Here is an 18,326-nt window from a genome sequence, read left to right as displayed (position 1 = left end):
CCTGATTCAGAGTGGAGTGGTGATGGGGTGGGCGGTGGCCCGGCCGCGCCCGAGGAAACGGTTCAGCGGCGGCTCTTGGGGTCCAGGGCGTCCCGCAGACCGTCGCCGAGCAGGTTGAAGGCGAGCACGGTGATGAAGATCGCCAGGCCCGGCACGACCATGTACATCGGGTCGACCTTGTAGTACCTGACGGCCTCGCTCAGCATTCCGCCCCAGGAAGCCTGCGGGGGCTGGATACCGACGCCCAGGAAGCTCAGGGACGCCTCGAAAAGGATGTTGGTGGGGATGAGCAGGGTCGCGTAGACGAGGATCGGCGCCACCAGGTTCGGGAGCAGTTCCTTGAAGACGATGAACGGGCCCCGCGCGCCCAGGGAGCGTGCCGCGTCGACGAACTCCCGTTCGCGCAGCGACAGCGTCTGCCCGCGCACGATGCGCCCGATGTAGGGCCAGCCGAAGAAGCCGATCACGAACACCAGCACGCTGATGTGGAGCGGCAGCCCCTCCAGTCCGAACGCCCCGCCCTGCAGCGCCGCCGAGATGGAGATCGCGAACAGCAGCAGCGGGAAGGCGAGGAAGGTGTCCATCATCCGGCTGATGACGGTGTCGGCCCAGCCGCCGTAGTAGCCGGCGACGACGCCCAGCACCGAGCCGATGACCACGGACAGCAGCGTCGAACCGAAGGCCACGAGCAGCGACACCCAGGAGCCCTCCAGGATGCGGGTGGCGATGTCGCGGCCGAACTTCGGCTCCACGCCCAGCGGGTGGGACCAGCTGATGCCGCCGAAGGACCCGATGGGGGTCGCGAGCGACGGGTCGATCAGGTCCTGGTGCAGGGCGTCGGGATCGAGGCCGAAGATCGCCTGGATCGGCTGCGAGAGAACGGCCAGCACGACCAGGAAGAGGACGACGATCCCGCCGGCCATCGCGACCCGGTCCCGCTTGAGGCGGGTCCATGCGATCCGGCCGAGCGAGCGGCCCTCAATCGCCCCTTGCTTCGACCCGTCCGGGCTGGCGCCGGGCTGGGGCCGCGCGGGCCCGCTGGTCTCGGTAGGTGCCGTCATCGTGGTGGGGACCCCTCTCGGCCGGCTGGTGGCCGGCCCCTGCCAGCCGCTGTGACGGCTTGGTTCACTTCGTGGCGCGGTTGTCGCTGGTTGCCGGCGGTTCGTCGCTACGGAACTGCTCGCGAAATGCGGATGAAGAGTGGGCGCCCACTGGTTGGGCCCTCTCAGTGGGGGGAGTCTTCAACGGTCGCTCGATCACCCGCCAGACCCGACGGGGATGTGATGCGCAACCGTGATGTGACGAGTCGACTTCCGTTATCCGAACGGCGCACCCGTCTCAGCGGTTCAAGAGCTCACGTTCGGCGCGGAACGGACATCCGTCCCAACTGCCTTTTCGTGCATGGATCTTGGGTCTATTCAGCGGATATGCCGAAGGCCGCACCGATGGGTCCGGTGCGGCCTTCGAGATGAATGTCTCGATATGTGGATGCGTGGGGGAATCAGTACGCCGGCGCCTGGCCCTCGCGGTCGTAGAAGGGGCGGGTCTGCGCGCGCAGCCACATCGCCACCGGGTCGTGCTCGTCCGCCAGCGCGACCGTGCACACCGGGACGCCCTCGGGGACCACCCCGACGGACTGCCGCATCATCTCCCGTACGGATTCCAGCGCGGGCGCGGAGGCGTCGTACAGGTCGAGCCCGACCGCGAGGTACGGGGACCCGAGCGCGGGCTGCACCCAGGCGCGGCGCAGCGAGCGGACGGCGGGCGTGCGGTGCGCGTGCTGGGTCAGCAGCCCGTAGAACTGCGGGAGCTCGATGGCGGGCTCGGACAGCCGCAGCGGGCCGGCCGGCATCCGGTCCAGGCCGGTGGCGATCCGGCGCAGGTCGGCCCAGGGCACGCCGAGGCCGCCGCCCTGGGCGTGCGGGTTGAGCCACAGGCCCCAGCGGTCCGGGTAGAGCGCGCGGGCGATGTCCCGCCCGGTGACCACCTCGTAGCCCCGGTTCCAGCCGCTGGCGGCCAGCTCCTGCGGGGAGGTGACGCAGGGCGCGTACCCGAGGCTCTCGACCTCCATGCCGCCGTACTGGGCGTCCGGGGAGCCCGGCTGCCCCTGCCACAGCAGCATCCAGAGCCGGCCCTCGGACAGGGCATGCAGAAGTGACTCGTAGCTCTCATAGCGCCCGGGAGTCACCTGGCGCATCATGTGCTCGACCTGCCCGGCCGCGGCCGTGCCTGACGCACTCACCCGGTACCCCTCTTCGTCCGCCTGTCGTCCACGCGTGCCCCTCAGCTTAAGCGGCCCTACGGGACGTGGAAGGGGCGTACGCGCTCACGAATCCAGTCCGTGACCGGGTCCTGGGCGGCGTCCAGGAGGATCAACTGCACCGGCCACGGCGGCGGGACGCGGGTCAGGGCCCGCCCGAGGGCCTCCATCGGGGCCTCGCGCATCTCGGGTTCCCATCCCACCAGGCGGACACCGATGAACAGCTCCGGCGCCCCGCCCTCGATGCTGGCGAGGCAGCGGTGCGCGGCCGCGACCACGCCGGTGGCCCGGAACTCCTCGGTGGCGGCGGCCAGGAAGTCCACCGGGTCTTCCTGCCAGTCGGGCTCGTAGAGCCGGACTCGGCCGCCGGTGGAGGGGCCGTCGAGCGGGGTCCGGCCGGTGCGGCAGAGCTCCGCGACGGCGGGCGGGGGCAGCGGGACGCCGACGGCGCCGTCGGGATTGAGCGCGATGCCGAGCTGCGGGGGCAGGCCGCGGGCGAACTCCACGGCCGGGGCCACGGCGAAGCCCATGCCGGGGCCGACGCAGGCGAGGAACTGGGCCTCGGAGGTGTAGACGGGGACGTACGCCGCCCCGCCGATGTCCATCGTGGGCAGGGTGAGATCGGCCGAGTCCGGGCCACCGCCGCCGGGCAGGGGGACCCACACCTGGCTGCGCCCGAGCACTTCCAGGATCCGCCCGCCTGCGTCCGGGTGCCCGAGCGCCGCCCCGAGCACCTGCTCCAGCTCATTCCCCGGCCAGCCGCTGCCCTGCATGTGCCCCTGCCTTTGCCTGATCCCGCGCGTGTCGCCCCGCAGGGTACCGGCCCCGTGTGCCGCACCGTCGCCGGGGCTCCGCCCCGGGTCCCGGGGGCAGAGCCCGGCAGCGGCGGCGCGCGCCCGGCGGTCAGGCGTGGAACCGGCGGTCAGGCGCGGAAGGCGATGCGGGTCACCGTCGCGGCGGAGGCCCGGTCCAGGAGGGTCACCGAGGCGCAGCCTGCCGGGGGGCGGCCCGCCTCGGCTTCGCGCAGCAGGCGGCCCACCGCGCCGCGGTGGCGGGCGAAGGCGTAGGCGGACACCCGTCGCCCCCGCGCGGCCTGGCCGGAGAGGGCCTCCGCGGGGCTGCTGTCGAGGAGGAGCAGGTGCAGCGCCCGCCCCCGGCGCCGCGCGGCCACCGCGAGCAGGCCGCGCACCCAGCTCTGCGTACCGCAGTCGTGGACGACCACGGAGGCTCCGGAGCGCAGGAGCCGCCACAGCCCCCAGTAGTGCGCGGCGCGCACCAGCGGGCGGTACACCGCGTACGGCAGCGCCGCCGGCATCCGCCGCTCCCAGCGCTCACGGGCGTCCTGGGAGTCGACGGCGCCGCCCTCGGCCGCCGCCCGCTTGATCAGCGTGCTCTTGCCGCCGCCGGGCAGGCCGGACACGACGACGATGTCCCCGTCCGCGAACGCGAGCCGCTGCGGGCCGTGCACCGCGGGGCCGCGCAGGTCGCGTACGGGGCGGATGCCGGGGTCCGCCGCACGCTTGCGCCCGTGGTCCCGTCCGTGCGTGCCGCGCTGCGCCGGCACCGCGTCCACGGTTCCCGTCGTCGTCACCACTCCGAATCTCCGCACAGTGTTCGCCTCCCCCGAATCGGGCCACCAGGACCCTTGCCCACTGAGTGTAAAGAGACGGTAATCCGGCAGCCCCGGTTCCGGTCCGCCCGCTCGGGGCACCGTACGAACTTTCGGACCCCTCCGCCCGATCACGGGCATGGCGTGCAATGATGTGCGCCATCTGGACCAACTGCATACCGGCCGCTTGAATCCGCGCGGGAGAGTCCCGGCACGCCGCAAGGCCGTGCGCGGGCGCCGAAGGAGCAAGATCCTCCCTTGAATCTCTCAGGCCCCGTACCGCGTGGATGAGGCAGATCTGAAAAGCGAGCTGCTCGACAGCTCCACCCAAGGTGCAAGCCGAGGAACTCTCGGCGAACCTCTCAGGTTCCGATGACAGATGGGGAGGACCCTCCTCGTCATGTCATGCCCTGGGACTCGGGAGCCACACCCATGAGCACTGCCCCCCGTCTGACCGCCCTCGATGCGCTGCACCGCTCGCTCGGTGCGACCATGACCGACTTCGCGGGCTGGGACATGCCGCTGCGGTACGCCAGCGAGCGCGACGAGCACAACGCCGTGCGCACCAAGGCCGGTCTGTTCGACCTGTCGCACATGGGCGAGATCACGCTGACCGGCCCGGAGGCCGTCAAGGCCCTCGACTACGCGCTGGTCGGCAACATCTCCACCGTCGGCGTCGGCCGCGCCCGCTACACGCACATCTGCCAGGAAGACGGCGGGATCGTCGACGACCTGATCGTCTACCGCCTCGGCGAGACCGAGTTCATGGTCGTCGCCAACGCCTCCAACGCCCAGGTCGTCCTCGACGCCCTGACCGAGCGCGCCGCCGGCTTCGACACCGAGGTCCGCGACGACCGCGACGCGTACGCGCTGCTCGCGGTGCAGGGCCCGGAGTCCCCCGGCATCCTGAAGTCCCTGACGGACGCCGATCTGGACGGCCTCAAGTACTACGCCGGTCTGCCGGGCACCGTCGCGGGCGTGCCCGCGCTGATCGCGCGTACGGGCTACACGGGCGAGGACGGCTTCGAGCTGTTCGTCGCCCCCGAGCACGCCGTGGAGCTGTGGCAGGCGCTGACCAAGGCGGGCGAGGGCGTCGGCCTGGTGCCGGCCGGCCTGTCCTGCCGCGACACCCTGCGCCTGGAAGCGGGCATGCCGCTGTACGGGCACGAGCTGACCACCTCCCTGACCCCCTTCGACGCGGGGCTGGGCCGGGTCGTGAAGTTCGAGAAGGAGGGGGACTTCGTCGGTCGCGCCGCGCTGGAGGTCGCCGCCGAGCGCGCCGCCACCAACCCGCCGCGCAAGCTGGTCGGCCTGATCGCCGAGGGCCGCCGCGTCCCGCGCGCCGGTTTCCCGGTCGTCGCCGACGGTCAGGTCATCGGCGAGATCACCTCGGGCGCCCCGTCCCCGACGCTGGGCAAGCCGATCGCGATGGCGTACGTGGACGCGGCGCACGCCGCGCCCGGCACCTCCGGCGTCGGCGTCGACATTCGCGGTACGCATGAGCCGTACGAGGTCGTGGCGCTGCCGTTCTACAAGCGGCAGAAGTAGTTCCGCACACGGCCGAGCCGTGCACGAGCCGTACGGAACCCCGTACGGCAGCGTCTCAGTACCCGAGACCACCGTTCGTATCCACTCCCCCGCATCCAGGAGAATCAGGTCATGAGCAACCCCGAGAAGCTGCGTTACACCAAGGAGCACGAGTGGCTGTCGGACGCCGTGGACGGCGTCGCGACGGTCGGCATCACGGAGTTCGCGGCCAACGCGCTCGGTGACGTCGTCTACGCCCAGCTCCCCGAGGTCGGCGACACCGTGACCGAGGGCGAGACCTGTGGCGAGCTGGAGTCGACGAAGTCGGTCAGCGACCTGTACTCCCCCGTCTCCGGCGAGATCGTCGAGGCCAACCAGGACGTCGTGGACGACCCGGCGCTCGTGAACACGGCCCCGTTCGAGGGCGGCTGGCTGTTCAAGGTGCGCCTCTCGGAGGAGCCGAAGGACGCCCTGTCCTTCGAGGAGTACACCAAGCTCACCGCCGGTAACTGACCCCAGGGGACCCTGATGTCTGTACTGAACACCCCTCTCCACGAGCTCGACCCGGACGTCGCCGCCGCCGTCGACGCCGAGCTCGTGCGCCAGCAGTCCACCCTGGAAATGATCGCGTCGGAGAACTTCGCTCCGGTCGCCGTCATGGAGGCCCAGGGTTCGGTCCTGACCAACAAGTACGCCGAGGGCTACCCGGGCCGCCGTTACTACGGCGGCTGCGAGCACGTCGACGTCGTCGAGCAGATCGCGATCGACCGCATCAAGGCGCTGTTCGGCGCCGAGCACGCGAACGTCCAGCCGCACTCGGGTGCGCAGGCGAACGCCGCCGCGATGTTCGCGCTGCTGAAGCCGGGCGACACGATCATGGGCCTCAACCTGGCCCACGGCGGTCACCTGACCCACGGCATGAAGATCAACTTCTCCGGCAAGCTCTACAACGTGGTCCCGTACCACGTCGACGAGACCGGCGAGGTGGACATGGCCGAGGTCGAGCGCCTCGCCAAGGAGTCCAAGCCGCAGCTGATCGTCGCCGGCTGGTCCGCGTACCCGCGCCAGCTGGACTTCGCCGCCTTCCGCCGGATCGCGGACGAGGTCGGCGCGTACCTGATGGTCGACATGGCGCACTTCGCCGGCCTGGTCGCCGCGGGTCTGCACCCGAACCCGGTGCCGCACGCCCACGTCGTCACGACCACCACGCACAAGACCCTCGGCGGTCCGCGCGGCGGTGTCATCCTGTCGACGCAGGAGCTGGCCAAGAAGATCAACTCCGCGGTCTTCCCGGGTCAGCAGGGCGGCCCGCTGGAGCACGTGATCGCGGCCAAGGCCGTCTCCTTCCTGGTCGCGGCCTCGCCCGAGTTCAAGGAGCGCCAGGAGCGCACCCTGGAGGGCGCCAAGATCCTCGCCGCCCGCCTGGTCCAGGACGACGTCAAGGCCGTGGGCGTGGACGTCCTCACCGGCGGCACCGACGTGCACCTGGTCCTGGTCGACCTGCGCAACTCCGAGCTGGACGGCCAGCAGGCCGAGGACCGCCTCCACGAGGTCGGCATCACGGTCAACCGCAACGCCATCCCGAACGACCCGCGGCCCCCGATGGTCACCTCGGGTCTGCGGATCGGTACGCCGGCCCTCGCCACCCGCGGTTTCGACGCCGAGGCCTTCACCGAGGTCGCCGAGATCATCGCGCAGGCGCTGAAGCCGGCGTACGACGCCGAGTCCCTCAAGGCGCGCGTCTCCGCGCTCGCCGCGAAGTTCCCGCTGTACCCGTCGCTCTAAGCGACGGCATGAAGGGCCCGGTCTTGTTCGCGGACAGGGCCGGGCCCTTCTCATGACCAAGGAGTACCGGGCGGGCGCACCCCCCGCCCCCACCCTCCGCACCTGCCCCGGCCCCTAGCCCCCGCACGGCGCAGGGCTCCCTCCACCCCTTCTTCCGCCACCCGGCGACGAGTGTCGGCGCGGCCACGGCCGTGCGGGACGACGAGGCGGCTCCGGAGCGCGAGACGGCACCCGCCCGACCTGTCCACGTAATCCTTCCCACCTCGTCCGACAGCCGAGCCGTTCACCTCATCGCGTTAAGCTCGACTGTCGGACAAAATCCGATCAATCCACCTCTCCTGCCCCCTCCCACCCCACGAGCAGACAAGGGAGTCCGCCACCGTGGCCATCTCCGTCTTCGATCTCTTCTCCATCGGCATCGGTCCCTCCTCCTCCCACACGGTCGGTCCGATGCGCGCCGCGCGGATGTTCGTCACGCGGCTGAAGAAGGACGGCGTGCTGGCCCAGACCACCGCCGTGCGGGCCGAGCTCTTCGGCTCCCTCGGCGCGACCGGCCACGGACACGGCACCCCCAAGGCGGTGCTGCTCGGCCTGGAGGGCCACTCTCCGCGCACCGTGAACGTCGAGACGGCGGACGACGAGGTGGAGCGCATCCGCAAGAGCGGCCGGCTGCGGCTGCTGGGCGCGGAGATAGGCGATGCCCACGAGATCGCCTTCGACGAGCCGAACCAGCTGATCCTCCACCGCCGGCGGTCCCTGCCGTACCACGCGAACGGCATGACGCTCTTCGCGTACGACAGCGCCGGCACCCCGCTGCTGGAGAAGACCTACTACTCGGTCGGCGGCGGCTTCGTCGTGGACGAGGACGCGGTCGGCGAGGACCGGATCAAGCTCGACGACACGGTGCTGAAGTACCCCTTCCGCTCCGGCGACGAGATGCTGCGCCTCGCGAACGAGACCGGCCTGTCGATCTCCTCGCTGATGCTGGAGAACGAGAAGGCCTGGCGCACGGAGGAGGAGATCCGCGAGGGCCTCCTGGAGATCTGGCGCGTCATGCAGTCCTGCGTCTCGCGCGGCATGTCCCGCGAGGGCATCCTCCCCGGCGGCCTGCGGGTCAAGCGCCGGGCCGCCTCCACGGCACGCCAGCTGCGCACCGAGGGCGACCCGATGCTGCACCGCAGCGAGTGGGCGACGATCTACGCGATGGCGGTCAACGAGGAGAACGCGGCGGGCGGCCGGGTCGTGACCGCCCCGACCAACGGCGCCGCGGGCGTCCTCCCGGCGGTGCTCCACTACTACATGAACTTCGTTCCGGGCGCGGACGAGGACGGCGTGGTCCGCTTCCTCCTCGCGGCGGGCGCGATCGGCATGCTCTTCAAGGAGAACGCCTCGATCTCCGGCGCCGAGGTCGGCTGCCAGGGCGAGGTGGGCTCCGCCTGCTCGATGGCGGCCGGTGCGCTCGCCGAGGTCCTCGGCGGCACCCCGGAGCAGGTCGAGAACGCGGCCGAGATCGGCATGGAGCACAACCTGGGTCTGACCTGCGACCCGGTCGGCGGCCTGGTGCAGATCCCCTGCATCGAGCGCAACGGCATGGCCGCGGTCAAGGCCGTCACCGCCGCCAGGATGGCGATGCGCGGCGACGGCACCCACAAGGTCTCCCTCGACAAGGTCATCAAGACCATGAAGGAGACCGGCGCGGACATGAAGGTGAAGTACAAGGAGACGGCCCGCGGCGGCCTCGCGGTCAACGTCATCGAGTGCTGATCGCCGACCGGTGACGGAAGGGGCCCGGCGTACGCGCCGGGCCCCTTCCCGTTTCCGCCATCGGCTATCCGCGGCGCAGCGCCTTGAGGACCCCCTTGGCGAAATCGTCCACCGACGCGTCGTACGCCTTCAGGCTCTCGGCAGTGGGCGGTGTGCGGGCCTCGGCCGTGACCGTCACGTCGATCATCATGTTGCCGTCGCGCAGCCGCAGCGCGCGCACCCGGCGCAGCTCGGTCGGCTTGTTGAAGGCGAACCGGTAGGCCTCCTTGCCGACGCCCTTCACCTCGGTGAGGCCGCTGTCGGGCATGTCCTCGGCCGTGCCCCGGGCCCGGGCGAAGACGTCCTCGGAGAAGTCGACGCTCTCCGTGTACGCGAGGTCCAGCTCCACCTTGACGTTGCCGTACTTCGCCGGGCCGGTCTCGACGAGCGGCTGGACGCACTTGACGCCCGGGGCGCCCTGGGCGCCCTGGCCGGACCGCTTGTCCCGGTCCGCGGCCTCCTCGCGCGCCCCGAGCGGGTCGGCGAGCTCGCCGTACGGGAGCACGTTGCAGATCTCGTCCGTGGCCACCCAGCGTAGCCCCCGTTTCGAGAAGCGATGGTGACTCGCCACCGCTGCGGGCCGCATTCGACCGAGCTCCACAGGAAGCATCGGACGCCCACCACTCCCGGTCCTCCCGCATGCCCCGCACGTGGTGGATCTCCTCGCCCGGGGCAGGAAGGCCGACCAGGAGGAGAAGAGGGAGGTCTCAGATCCTCCCGGCTCTGGCGGCTTCGGACGGCACAGGTGCTCACCGCCGCCAGAAGAGGTGGTGCGTCACGCCGCTCGGGCTGGGCACGACGTCGAGATGGAACCGGTCGAGCAGCTCGTCGGGGGACTCCCAGAGCCGCGCCCCGGCTCCGAACTCCACCGGCGCGACCGCCACGTGCAGGGTGTCGACGAGGTCGGCGTCGAGGAACTCCCGGATGGTGGTGGCCCCGCCGCCGAGCCGGACGTCCCGGCCCCGCGCCGCTACCCGTGCCATGCCGAGGACCGTGGCCGGGTCGGCGTCGACGAAGTGGAAGGCGGTGTCGGAGAGCGTGAACGAAGGGCGTTCGTGGTGGGTCATGACGAACACCGGTGTGTGGAACGGGGGCTCGTCGCCCCACCAGCCGCGCCAGTCGTGGTCGCGCCAGGGCCCGCGCTGGGGCCCGAACTTGTTGCGGCCCATGATCTCGGCACCGATGTTGTGCTCGAAGTCCCGGGTGAAGTAGTCGTCGAGGCCCCGGCTCCCTCCGGGGTCGGTGCGATGGGGTCAGCTCGCCGTGGCTCCGGCCCAGGCGAACAGCTCCCCGGGGTCGGCGTCGCCGAACGGCCGCTCCAGGCTCTGGTGCTCACCGGCACCGAATCCATCGCGCGAGACGCCGAAGTTCTGGACTCTCAGCAGTTGTTCCACGGCTTCCTCCAGCCGTTCGGCCACGTGCGCGGCGCGGGCTCAGCGGTGCTCGGGGTTGGGGAAGTCGAAGCGGCAGCCGGCGTCCCAGAGCGAGCGCTGGTTGCCGTGGGCCGGGACGCCTCCCGAGCGCTTGAGCAGGGCGGCCAGGTGCATCAGGTTCCACGACATGAAGGTGGTGTTGCGGTTGGTGAAGTCGTTCTCGGGACCGCCCGAGCCCGGGTCGAGGTAGGACGGCCCGGGTCCGGCCTCGCCGATCCACCCCGCGTCGGCCTGCGGCGGGATCACGTAGCCGAGGTGCTGGAGGCTGTAGAGGATGTTCATGGCGCAGTGCTTGACGCCGTCCTCGTTGCCGGTGATCAGCGCGCCGCCGACCCGCCCGTAATAGGCGTACTGGCCCTGCTCGTTCAGCAGGGAGGAGCAGGCGTAGAGCCGCTCGATGACCTGCTTCATCACGGAGCTGTTGTCGCCGAGCCAGATGGGGCCGCACAGCACGAGGATGTCGGCGTCCATGATCTGGCTGTAGAGGACCGGCCACTGGTCGCTCTCCCAGCCGTGCTCGGTCATGTCCGGCCAGACGCCGGTCGCGATGTCGTGGTCGACGGCCCGGATGAGCGAGGTGCGGGCGCCGGCCGCTTCCATGACCGCGCGGCTCTTCGCGATCAGGCCGTCGGTGTTGCTGGTCTCGGGCGAGCGCTTGAGGGTGCAGTTCACGTAGACGGCGGTGAGGTCGGCGTACTCGAAGTCGGCGGACACTCCCCCAGCCTGCGCACCGCCGGGCCCGGCCGCCAGCCGGGGGCGGCCGTACGGGGCGGCCATGGGGCGGCCATGGGGCGGCGCCCGCAAATCTAGGATGGCGCCATGTCCCTCCCCCATGCCATCCTCACCGCCCTGCTCGAGAAGCCCTCGTCCGGGCTGGAGCTGACCCGGCGGTTCGACAAGTCGATCGGGTACTTCTGGTCGGCGACGCACCAGCAGATCTACCGCGAGCTCGGGCGGCTGGAGGAGGCCGGGCTGATCCGGGCGCTGCCCAGCGAGGTGCCCGTGCGGGGGCAGAAGAAGGAGTACGAGGTGCTGCCCGGCGGCAGCGCCGAGCTGGCCCGGTGGGTCGGCGAGAGCCAGGACCCGAAGCCGATGCGCGACCCGCTGCTGCTGCGGATCCGGGCGGCGGGCGTGGTGGGGCCGCAGGGGCTCGGCCCTGAGCTGCGGCGCCATCTGGATCTGCACCGGCGCCAGCTGGCGCAGTACGAGGCCATCGAGGAGAAGGACTTCCCGCCGGGGCGCGACGCCGTGGAGGACCGGCTGCGCCGGCTCGTCCTGCACGGCGGGATCGCCCTGGAGACGTTCTGGCTGACCTGGCTGGAGGAGGCCCTCGCCGAGGTCGAGGACATGTCCGGGCCGCAAGCCTGACGCGAGCGCACGCACGCTCCCGCCCCGGCGGCGGGGCGGGAGCGGAGGGACCGACTACTTGTTCAGGGAGACCCAGAACTCGTCGAAGCTCAGCAGGCCGTCGCCGTTCGCGTCCTTGGCGGCGATCACGGCGTCCGCGACCGGGCCGGTGACGAACGGGTCGCCCATGGCCGCCATGGCCGCCTTGAACTCGTCGGCCGTGACGAAGCCGTCGCCGTTCACGTCGAACTTGCCGAACGTCGTCCGTGCGTTCTCGATGTCCGCCACTGGGTCCACTCCTTCTTGATGCCTGTTGACCGGCTCAGGGTAGCGGTCCCCCCGGCCGGCCCCCGCCGCGGGTCCCGTTCGAGCGGCAGAAATAACTTCAATTACCCTTCCGTAATACGGAAGCGATAATTCCAGCCAACAAATCCCGGCCTCCGCTTGTCACGCTCCGGGGCCACGGCATAACGTAACGGCATTGCCGCCACACCAGGAGCGCAGGGCTCCCAGGGACAAGCGGCAACAAGGGCGACCACACAGGTGACGATCACAGCTGACGCATCATTCGAAGTCCTGCCCTTCACCCGCACCTGCCGCCACATCCGGGAAGACGGCGACCATGTGCTCATCGGAGTGAGTCCCGGCAACAGCTACTTCAGTTCCGAACGCATCGCCGGCCTCGCCCAGTGGGCCAAGACCCGCTTCGCACAGGTCGACTTCGTCTACGCCGACCTCCATGTGGACCGAATGTTCGCCGCTTTCGGCTACACCCGCGAGCACGCGGAAAGGCGCGCCGGGAAGGAAATCAAGGCGGTCCGGCGGCGGATACTCAAGGGCGTGGAGGAATCGGTCCCCGGGCAGGCCGATATCCGCGTGCGGGCCCTGTCCTACTTCCAGTCGAACCCGGTTTACCAACTGCTGCACCGTCGCGTCCTGCATTTCCTGGAAACCGACGGCGAATTCCGCAAGGGCTGCGAGAAGATGGCCCTGCACTTTATCGGGTCCAAGGTGCCGGAAGGTGAATCGATCACAGACCACCAGTTGCAGGTCTGTTTCGATTACATGGCGGCCGAGCTCCCGTTCTTCGTGGACACCCGAGCATTCTCGACGTGCCGTCCTCGGTGGCGGCCTACCACGTCGAGATGCCGCTGACCGATGCCCTCTTCGCACGCGGCGGGGGCCTGCGCGCGACCCGCAACCAGGCCTACGCCGTCGTACGGCCCGAGCCCGCCACGGCCACCGCACCCCAGGACACCGTGCACCACGCACCGGCCGAAAGGACCGTCGGTGAGCGTCGAGCAGTTTGAGGGCCGGGAGGGCCGGGAGCCTCAGCCGCTCCTCGACTTCCCGCTCTCACGGCGCGGTGACGTGCTCCCCGAGGAGTGCGGCCGGCTGCGCGAGAAGGCCCCGTCGCCGGGGTCCGCACCCTCACCGGGGACCCGGCCTGGCTGGTGAGCAGCTACGCGCTGGCCAAGCAGGTGCTGGAGGACGAGCGCTTCAGCCTCAAGGACACGGCGAACGCCGGGGTCCCGCGCCCGTACGCGCTGACGATCCCGCCCGAGGTCGTCGACACCATGGGCGACATCAACAGCGCCGGCCTGCGCAACGCCGTGATGAAGGCGCTCCATCCGCGCCGGAAGGGGCTGCAGGACCTGCTGCGGGCCAAGGCCGGCCGGCTCATCGACCGGATCGTGGCCGACGGCGGCCCGGCCGACCTCCGGGCGGGGTTCGCCGACCCCTTCTCGGCGGCCCTGCACTGCCAGGTGCCCGGGGTGCCCTTCGAGGACCCACGCCGGCTGATGTCGGGGCTGGACGTCGCGTTCATGACCGCGCGCGAGCCGTTCGCCGACTCGGCCCTCAACTGGTATAAGGACGTGGGCTACTTCGCCGAGCAGCTGGGCGTCCGGCTCGGCCTGGCCCCCGAGGAGCGTACGGGGCTCCTCGGGAGGTTCGCCGGGCTGAAGGAGGCGGACCCGGAGTCGGCCCATCTGACCGACGACATGTTCGCGACGGTCGCCGTCTCGCTCTTCGGCGCGGGCGCGGTCTCCACCTCGGCGTTCCTCACCCTCGCGGTCCTGGCGCTGCTCCAGAGGCCCGAGCTGATCGGGTACCTGCGCGAGCACCCGGAGCGGACGGGCAAGGCGGTCGACGAGCTGCTGCGCTGGAACCTGTCCGTCGGCGACGGCCTGCCGCGCATCGCCCTGGCGGACGTCCGGGTCGGCGACGTGCCGGTGAAGGAGGGCGAGCTCGTCCTCGTCCTCCTGGAGGGGGCCAACTTCGACCCGGAGGCCTTCGAGCACCCGGACGAGCTGGACCTGGAGTGCGAGAGCCCGAACGCCCATCCCGCCTTCGGCGCCGGGCGCCACTTCTGCCCTGCCTCCGCGCCGGGCCGGGCACACGCCGAGATCGCGCTGGAGGTGCTGGTCGAGCGGCTGCCCGGGCTGCGCCTCGCGGTGCCCGCCGAGAACCTCGTCTGGTGCACGGACTTCATCAAGCGGCCTCCGGAGCGCCTTCCGGTCGCCTGGTAGTCCGTGGCCCGACGGGTCGGTGACGGTGCCCTGGGAGTTGTGCGAGCTCCCGGGGCACCGTCGTCACGTCCTTCGGGTGTGGAGCCTTCGGCTACCGGAAGATCCCGGTGTGGCCGAGCGAGTAACGGCCGGGCTGCGGGTAGACCGCGAGCCCGTGCGGGCCGCCGCCGACCGGGATGCGGGCGAGCTGCTTGCCGGTCACGGTGTCGATCGCGTACACCTCGGAGTTGTAGCGGCCCGACAGCCACAGCACCTTGCCGTCGGCCGAGACCCCGCCCATGTCGGGGCTGCCGCCGTCCGGCAGCGTCCACTTCTTGGTGAGCCTGTTCTCGGGGAAGTTGAAGACCGAGATCGTGCCCTCGCCGCGGTTGGAGACGTACATCTCCTTGGAGTCGCGGCTCACGTACAGGCCGTGGCAGCCCTTGCCGGTGGGCAGCAGCTTGGGGGTCTCGAAGGTGTCGCCGCTGAGCACCCACATGCCGTGCGCCATCATGTCGGCGACGTAGAAGGTCTTCCCGTCCGGCGAGATCTTGACGTCCTGCGGCATCGCGCCCTCGAACGGCAGTTTCTGCTGGCCGATGACCTCCATCCGCTCGGTGTCGACCTTGAGGAGTTCGCCGGAGAACTCGCAGCTCACGATGAAGTAGCGGCCGTCGGCGGAGAAGTCCGCGTGGTTGACGCCGTAGCAGGTCACCGGGACGGTCTTCACGCGGTCCATCGTGTGCGGATCGCGGAAGACGAGCTCCTTGTCCATCGAGGCCATGACGATCGCGTACTTGCCGTTCGGCGTGAAGTACAGGTTGTACGGGTCGTGCACCTCGACCGGCTTTCCGGCCTCGCCGGTGGCCGGGTTGATGGGGGTGAGCGTGTGGCCGCGGTTGTTGTTGACCCACAGGGTCTTCATGTCCCAGGAGGGCACCACGTGCTGGGGCTGGACGCCGACCGGGATGGTGTCGATGACCTGGTAGGTCACCGGGTCGATGACGGACACCGTGTTGGAGTTGGTGTTCGGCACGTAGACGCGCGACGGGAAGTCCTTGACCACCGGGGAGAGCTTGTTCGGCCGGTCCGCGGCGTAGACGTCCTTCGGATCGAGGACCGGAGGCATGCCGGGCAGGCCGGGAGGGAGGGCCGGGACGGCCTTGACGGGCTTGGCCGGGCCCTTGGTGCCGAGCGCCTCGGCAGGCCCCTTTTCGGCTGCTCCGCAGCCGGCCAGGGCGGCGAGGACCAGACCGGCCAGCAGCACGGTGACCTTCCGGGGAAGGCGGGTGGTCGTCATTGGGTCAGCAGCTCCGTGGTGGTCACCGCGCGCAGCTTGCGGCGCGCGAGTTCTTCGAGGAGGGGAGGCATCGCGTCGACCGTGTCCGCGTAGCCGAAGTGCAGGCTCACCACCGATCCGCCTTGGATCGTCCCGGTGACGGTGCGGATGACGGCCGCGGCGCCGGGCGAGGTGAAGTCGAGGGAGTCCACGTCGTACGAGAGGACGTGCGGATAGCCGGCCCGCTGGGCCAGTTTCTGGACGAGCGGGGTCGCGTACTGCGTCTGGGAGGGCCGGAACCAGGTGCCGATGGAGCCGGTGAGCCGCTTGAGCCGCTGGGCGCAGCCGGTGATCTCGGCGTAGGCCTCGGCCTCGGGGAGGTCGTTGACCGCGAGGTGGCGCTGGGTGTGGTTGCCGAGCTCGTGGCCGCCGTCGAGGACGCGGCGGGCCATGTCCGGGTGGGCGTCGAGCCAGCTGCCGATCGCCAGTACGGTGACCCGCGCGCCCCCGCGTTCGGCCTCGGCCAGGACCGCTTTGGCGATGGCGGGGTCGCCGTTGCCGTGGAAGGTGAGGGCTACCCCGGGGCGGTCGCGCGGGCCGTGGCCGATCTCCACGGGCTGCCCGGCGAACCGGCGCGGGGCGGCGGCCGCCTTGGCGGGCCGGTCCGGCCTGGCGGGGCCGGGGGGCGGAGCGGAGGACGCGGTGGCGGGGCGGCCCGGTCCGCAGGCGGCGGTCAGGCCCGCCACCGCGGCGCCGGCCGCTCCGAGACCGGCCGCACGCAGGGCCCCGCGCAGGGCCGCGCGGCGGCCTGGATGTGAGAGCACTTGCCCATTTAAGAGGTGGATGACCCGGAAGGTAATGATTGACCCAATTCGGGACGTTCACCCGAAGAGGCCGAGCGGGTGGTCAATCCTCTACGTGATCAACGATTTACTCAGAGGTTCCGATAGTTATTCATCGAATGCGAGGCGAGTGGCCCACCTCACCTAGGATTTAGCTAGAAAGTCTTACGATTTGCACACTTATGTCCAACTAGGGACTTTTGGCGTTTGGACCCTCGTCTGCCATAGTCGGATGCACGACTTCCCCAATTGACCCGAGCGAAGTCACCACGCCGAGGATCACACCCCCTTCGATCCTCGGCGCACCCACGAAGCCCCCACACCGCCCCATCTCGGCGCCCGGGGGCTTCAGGCGTTCTGGCGGTCGGCGACCCGCATCTCGAACCAGGTGATCTTGCCGCGCGGCAGCAGGTCGGCGCCCCAGCGGTCGGACAGCTTGTCGACGAGGAAGAGGCCGCGGCCCGTGGTGTCGAGTTCGTGGACCGGCATCAGACAGGGCAGCCCGCGCGAGGGATCGCGCACCTCCACCCGGATCCAGCCGCGGCGGCGCAGCATGCGTAAACCGAAGGAGCGGGCGCCGGTGTGCCGCACCGCGTTGCCGACGAGCTCCGAGACCAGCAGGACGGCGTGTTCGGCGATCTGCGGCGAGAGACCCCAGAGGCGGACCACCACGCACTGGGTGAGCCGGCGCGCCGTGCTCGCCGACTCCGGCATGGACGGCAGCGTCACTTCCGCCTCGGCCGGATTCCCGTACGACTCGAGCGCCTTGAGGCCCTGTTCGTCCTCGGGAGCCGCCGTGAGCCGTACCGCCGAAGCGCTGCCGCGCTGCCGCGGCTGTTCCACACCCTCCAGGCCCGCCATGCACCCATCATGGACGGCCGACCTGCCCCTCCGGGCCGTTCCAGAGGAAAACACCCCCCGGATTCAACGAATCCAAGGGGGCGCCCTGTCATATGCGGGAGGCAATAGGGGAGCCCCAATACCCAGTTTGACCTGCGGTGACACATCGCAGGGAATTGATCACCGCGAGTGGATCACCGTTTCCGCTTAAGGCTCCCTTAAGGCCTGGCTAATCCACCCACAGGGAGGACCGGTGCCGCGCTCAGACGAACTTCGCCTTGCCCGGGCCCTCTTCGACGAAGCTGCGCATGCCGCGCTCGCGGTCCTCGGTGGCGAACAGGCCCGCGAACCAGTTGCGTTCGATGGTGAGACCGGTGTCGATGTCCGCCTCCAGGCCGACATCCACGCACTCCTTGGCGGCGCGCAGCGCCATCGCCGGCCCCTGTGCCAGCTTGGCGGCCCAGGCGTGCGCCTGCTCGTACACCTCGGCGGCGGGCACGACCCGGTCGACCAGGCCCAGGGTGAGCGCCTCGTCGGCCTTCACCATGCGTCCGGTGAAGATCAGGTCCTTGGCCTTGGACGGGCCGACCAGCCGGGACAGCCGCTGGGTGCCGCCCGCGCCCGGGATCAGGCCGAGCAGGATCTCGGGCTGGCCGAGCTTCGCGTTGTCCGCGGCGATCCGGTAGTCGGCGCACAACGCGAGCTCGCAACCACCGCCCAGCGCATAGCCGGTGATGGCAGCGACGACCGGCTTGGGGATGCGGGCGACGGCGGTGAAGGCGTCCTGGAGCGCGCGGGACCGGGCGACCATCGCCGCGTGGTCCATCGTCTGCATCTCCTTGATGTCCGCGCCCGCCGCGAACACCTTCTCGCCGCCGTAGATGATGACCGCGCGGACGTCGGCCCGGTCGGTCGCCTCCACCGCGAGCTCGCGCAGCCGGTCCTGGGTGGCGATGTCCAGGGCGTTCATGGGCGGCCGGTCCAGGCGGATGGTGCCGACGCCTTCGGAGACTTCGAGAGAGAGGGTCATACGGGCCAGGTTAGCGCCGGTTAACGTGAAGTGGCCCGGTGCTGTGGGTCACAGCACCGGG

At 70.6% G+C, this 18,326-nt stretch carries 18 protein-coding genes, 2 pseudogenes and 1 riboswitch; of the genes and pseudogenes, 8 read left to right on the top strand and 12 right to left on the bottom strand.

All coding sequences use genetic code 11. The features are described 5' to 3' along the window. Window positions 1-62: 62 nt before the first annotated feature. From OG332_RS31010 to OG332_RS30995, 4 genes are all read right to left on the bottom strand, one after another. Entirely contained in the window at window positions 63-1,061 is a 999-nt protein-coding gene (locus OG332_RS31010) for an ABC transporter permease (protein WP_327416552.1), read from the bottom strand. A 440-nt stretch (window positions 1,062-1,501) separates the two neighbouring features. Further along, entirely contained in the window at window positions 1,502-2,242 is a 741-nt protein-coding gene (locus OG332_RS31005; RefSeq protein WP_030386846.1) for an enhanced serine sensitivity protein SseB C-terminal domain-containing protein, read from the bottom strand. 56 nt (window positions 2,243-2,298) lie between these two features. Next, on the bottom strand, window positions 2,299-3,033 hold the full coding sequence (locus tag OG332_RS31000; RefSeq protein ID WP_327416551.1) for an enhanced serine sensitivity protein SseB: 735 nt from the start codon (window positions 3,031-3,033) through the stop codon (window positions 2,299-2,301). A 149-nt stretch (window positions 3,034-3,182) separates the two neighbouring features. Next, a complete protein-coding gene (locus OG332_RS30995; RefSeq protein WP_442816236.1) occupies window positions 3,183-3,851 on the bottom strand; it encodes an AAA family ATPase in 669 nt (222 codons plus the stop codon). 206 nt (window positions 3,852-4,057) lie between these two features. Then, a riboswitch (glycine riboswitch) is annotated at window positions 4,058-4,161 on the top strand. 140 nt (window positions 4,162-4,301) lie between these two features. Here OG332_RS30995 and gcvT point away from each other — a divergent pair. The 4 genes from gcvT to OG332_RS30975 all read left to right on the top strand — a co-directional run bounded on the left by gcvT (window position 4,302) and on the right by OG332_RS30975 (window position 8,945). Further along, window positions 4,302-5,417, top strand: a complete 1,116-nt coding sequence (gcvT, locus tag OG332_RS30990) for a glycine cleavage system aminomethyltransferase GcvT (RefSeq protein WP_327416550.1) — start codon at window positions 4,302-4,304, stop codon at window positions 5,415-5,417. A gap of 111 nt (window positions 5,418-5,528) precedes the next feature. Then, window positions 5,529-5,909, top strand: coding sequence for a glycine cleavage system protein GcvH (gene gcvH, locus OG332_RS30985; protein ID WP_327416549.1), 381 nt, complete (start codon window positions 5,529-5,531; stop codon window positions 5,907-5,909). A 15-nt stretch (window positions 5,910-5,924) separates the two neighbouring features. Continuing rightward, window positions 5,925-7,181, top strand: coding sequence for a serine hydroxymethyltransferase (gene glyA / locus OG332_RS30980; protein WP_327416548.1), 1,257 nt, complete (start codon window positions 5,925-5,927; stop codon window positions 7,179-7,181). A gap of 381 nt (window positions 7,182-7,562) precedes the next feature. Continuing rightward, window positions 7,563-8,945 carry an L-serine ammonia-lyase gene (locus OG332_RS30975; protein ID WP_327416547.1) on the top strand — a complete coding sequence of 461 codons (1,383 nt, stop codon included), beginning with the start codon at window positions 7,563-7,565 and terminating at the stop codon, window positions 8,943-8,945. Between the two features lie 64 nt (window positions 8,946-9,009). On the opposite strand, the gene OG332_RS30970 is transcribed toward OG332_RS30975, so the two are convergent. The 3 genes and pseudogenes from OG332_RS30970 to OG332_RS30960 all read right to left on the bottom strand — a co-directional run bounded on the left by OG332_RS30970 (window position 9,010) and on the right by OG332_RS30960 (window position 11,194). After that, the gene (locus OG332_RS30970) at window positions 9,010-9,513 is read right to left on the bottom strand and encodes a hypothetical protein (RefSeq protein ID WP_327416546.1); all 504 of its coding nucleotides are present in this window, start codon (window positions 9,511-9,513) and stop codon (window positions 9,010-9,012) included. Window positions 9,514-9,733: 220 nt separating this feature from the next. Next, window positions 9,734-10,378: pseudogene (locus tag OG332_RS30965) on the bottom strand (dihydrofolate reductase family protein). 39 nt (window positions 10,379-10,417) lie between these two features. Then, complete coding sequence (locus OG332_RS30960; protein ID WP_327416545.1) at window positions 10,418-11,194, bottom strand: flavodoxin family protein; 777 nt, start codon at window positions 11,192-11,194, stop codon at window positions 10,418-10,420. Between the two features lie 42 nt (window positions 11,195-11,236). Between OG332_RS30960 and OG332_RS30955 the strand changes: the two genes are divergently transcribed. Then, window positions 11,237-11,785, top strand: a complete 549-nt coding sequence (locus OG332_RS30955) for a PadR family transcriptional regulator (RefSeq protein WP_327416544.1) — start codon at window positions 11,237-11,239, stop codon at window positions 11,783-11,785. Window positions 11,786-11,839: 54 nt separating this feature from the next. Here the strand turns inward: OG332_RS30955 and OG332_RS30950 are convergent, their stop codons facing one another. Continuing rightward, the gene (locus OG332_RS30950; protein WP_327416543.1) at window positions 11,840-12,052 is read right to left on the bottom strand and encodes an EF-hand domain-containing protein; all 213 of its coding nucleotides are present in this window, start codon (window positions 12,050-12,052) and stop codon (window positions 11,840-11,842) included. Window positions 12,053-12,307: 255 nt separating this feature from the next. Here OG332_RS30950 and OG332_RS30945 point away from each other — a divergent pair. The 3 genes and pseudogenes from OG332_RS30945 (at window position 12,308) to OG332_RS30930 (ending at window position 14,295) form a co-directional block, all read left to right on the top strand. Further along, window positions 12,308-13,074 (top strand): annotated as a pseudogene (locus OG332_RS30945) (tRNA-dependent cyclodipeptide synthase). After that, complete coding sequence (locus tag OG332_RS30935) at window positions 13,055-13,222, top strand: hypothetical protein (protein WP_327416540.1); 168 nt, start codon at window positions 13,055-13,057, stop codon at window positions 13,220-13,222. Before OG332_RS30945 ends, OG332_RS30935 begins: the two are co-directional and overlap by 20 nt. Continuing rightward, complete coding sequence (locus OG332_RS30930; protein ID WP_327416539.1) at window positions 13,219-14,295, top strand: cytochrome P450; 1,077 nt, start codon at window positions 13,219-13,221, stop codon at window positions 14,293-14,295. Before OG332_RS30935 ends, OG332_RS30930 begins: the two co-directional genes overlap by 4 nt. Window positions 14,296-14,386: 91 nt before the next feature. Here OG332_RS30930 and OG332_RS30925 read toward each other — a convergent pair whose 3' ends face one another. The 4 genes from OG332_RS30925 to OG332_RS30910 all read right to left on the bottom strand — a co-directional run bounded on the left by OG332_RS30925 (window position 14,387) and on the right by OG332_RS30910 (window position 18,265). After that, window positions 14,387-15,574 (bottom strand): YncE family protein, encoded by a 1,188-nt coding sequence (locus OG332_RS30925; RefSeq protein WP_327416538.1) that lies wholly within the window; start codon window positions 15,572-15,574, stop codon window positions 14,387-14,389. After that, window positions 15,571-16,377: a polysaccharide deacetylase family protein gene (locus OG332_RS30920; protein ID WP_327416537.1), complete on the bottom strand. Its 807-nt coding sequence runs from the start codon at window positions 16,375-16,377 to the stop codon at window positions 15,571-15,573. The genes OG332_RS30925 and OG332_RS30920 overlap by 4 nt, the downstream gene beginning before the upstream one ends. A 366-nt stretch (window positions 16,378-16,743) precedes the next feature. Then, a complete protein-coding gene (locus OG332_RS30915; RefSeq protein ID WP_327416536.1) occupies window positions 16,744-17,256 on the bottom strand; it encodes an ATP-binding protein in 513 nt (170 codons plus the stop codon). A 241-nt stretch (window positions 17,257-17,497) separates the two neighbouring features. Continuing rightward, window positions 17,498-18,265, bottom strand: coding sequence for an enoyl-CoA hydratase/isomerase family protein (locus tag OG332_RS30910; protein ID WP_327416535.1), 768 nt, complete (start codon window positions 18,263-18,265; stop codon window positions 17,498-17,500). Window positions 18,266-18,326: the final 61 nt, after the last annotated feature.

Origin of the sequence: Streptomyces sp. NBC_01233, from assembly GCF_035989305.1 — a bacterium.
Lineage (GTDB): Bacteria > Actinomycetota > Actinomycetes > Streptomycetales > Streptomycetaceae > Streptomyces.
This window is presented reverse-complemented; position numbering and strand designations above follow the sequence as displayed.

Excerpts from the sequence above, each read along its gene's own strand:
- gcvH (WP_327416549.1), top strand. The coding sequence starts at position 5,529 with ATGAGCAACCCCGAGAAGCTGCGTTACACCAAGGAGCACGAGTGGCTG.
- glyA (WP_327416548.1), top strand. The coding sequence starts at position 5,925 with ATGTCTGTACTGAACACCCCTCTCCACGAGCTCGACCCGGACGTCGCC.
- OG332_RS30955 (WP_327416544.1), top strand. The coding sequence starts at position 11,237 with ATGTCCCTCCCCCATGCCATCCTCACCGCCCTGCTCGAGAAGCCCTCG.
- OG332_RS30910 (WP_327416535.1), bottom strand. The coding sequence starts at position 18,265 with ATGACCCTCTCTCTCGAAGTCTCCGAAGGCGTCGGCACCATCCGCCTG.
- OG332_RS31000 (WP_327416551.1), bottom strand. The coding sequence starts at position 3,033 with ATGCAGGGCAGCGGCTGGCCGGGGAATGAGCTGGAGCAGGTGCTCGGG.
- OG332_RS31010 (WP_327416552.1), bottom strand. The coding sequence starts at position 1,061 with ATGACGGCACCTACCGAGACCAGCGGGCCCGCGCGGCCCCAGCCCGGC.
- gcvT (WP_327416550.1), top strand. The coding sequence starts at position 4,302 with ATGAGCACTGCCCCCCGTCTGACCGCCCTCGATGCGCTGCACCGCTCG.
- OG332_RS30925 (WP_327416538.1), bottom strand. The coding sequence starts at position 15,574 with ATGACGACCACCCGCCTTCCCCGGAAGGTCACCGTGCTGCTGGCCGGT.
- OG332_RS30915 (WP_327416536.1), bottom strand. The coding sequence starts at position 17,256 with ATGGCGGGCCTGGAGGGTGTGGAACAGCCGCGGCAGCGCGGCAGCGCT.
- OG332_RS30960 (WP_327416545.1), bottom strand. The coding sequence starts at position 11,194 with ATGGCCGCCCCGTACGGCCGCCCCCGGCTGGCGGCCGGGCCCGGCGGT.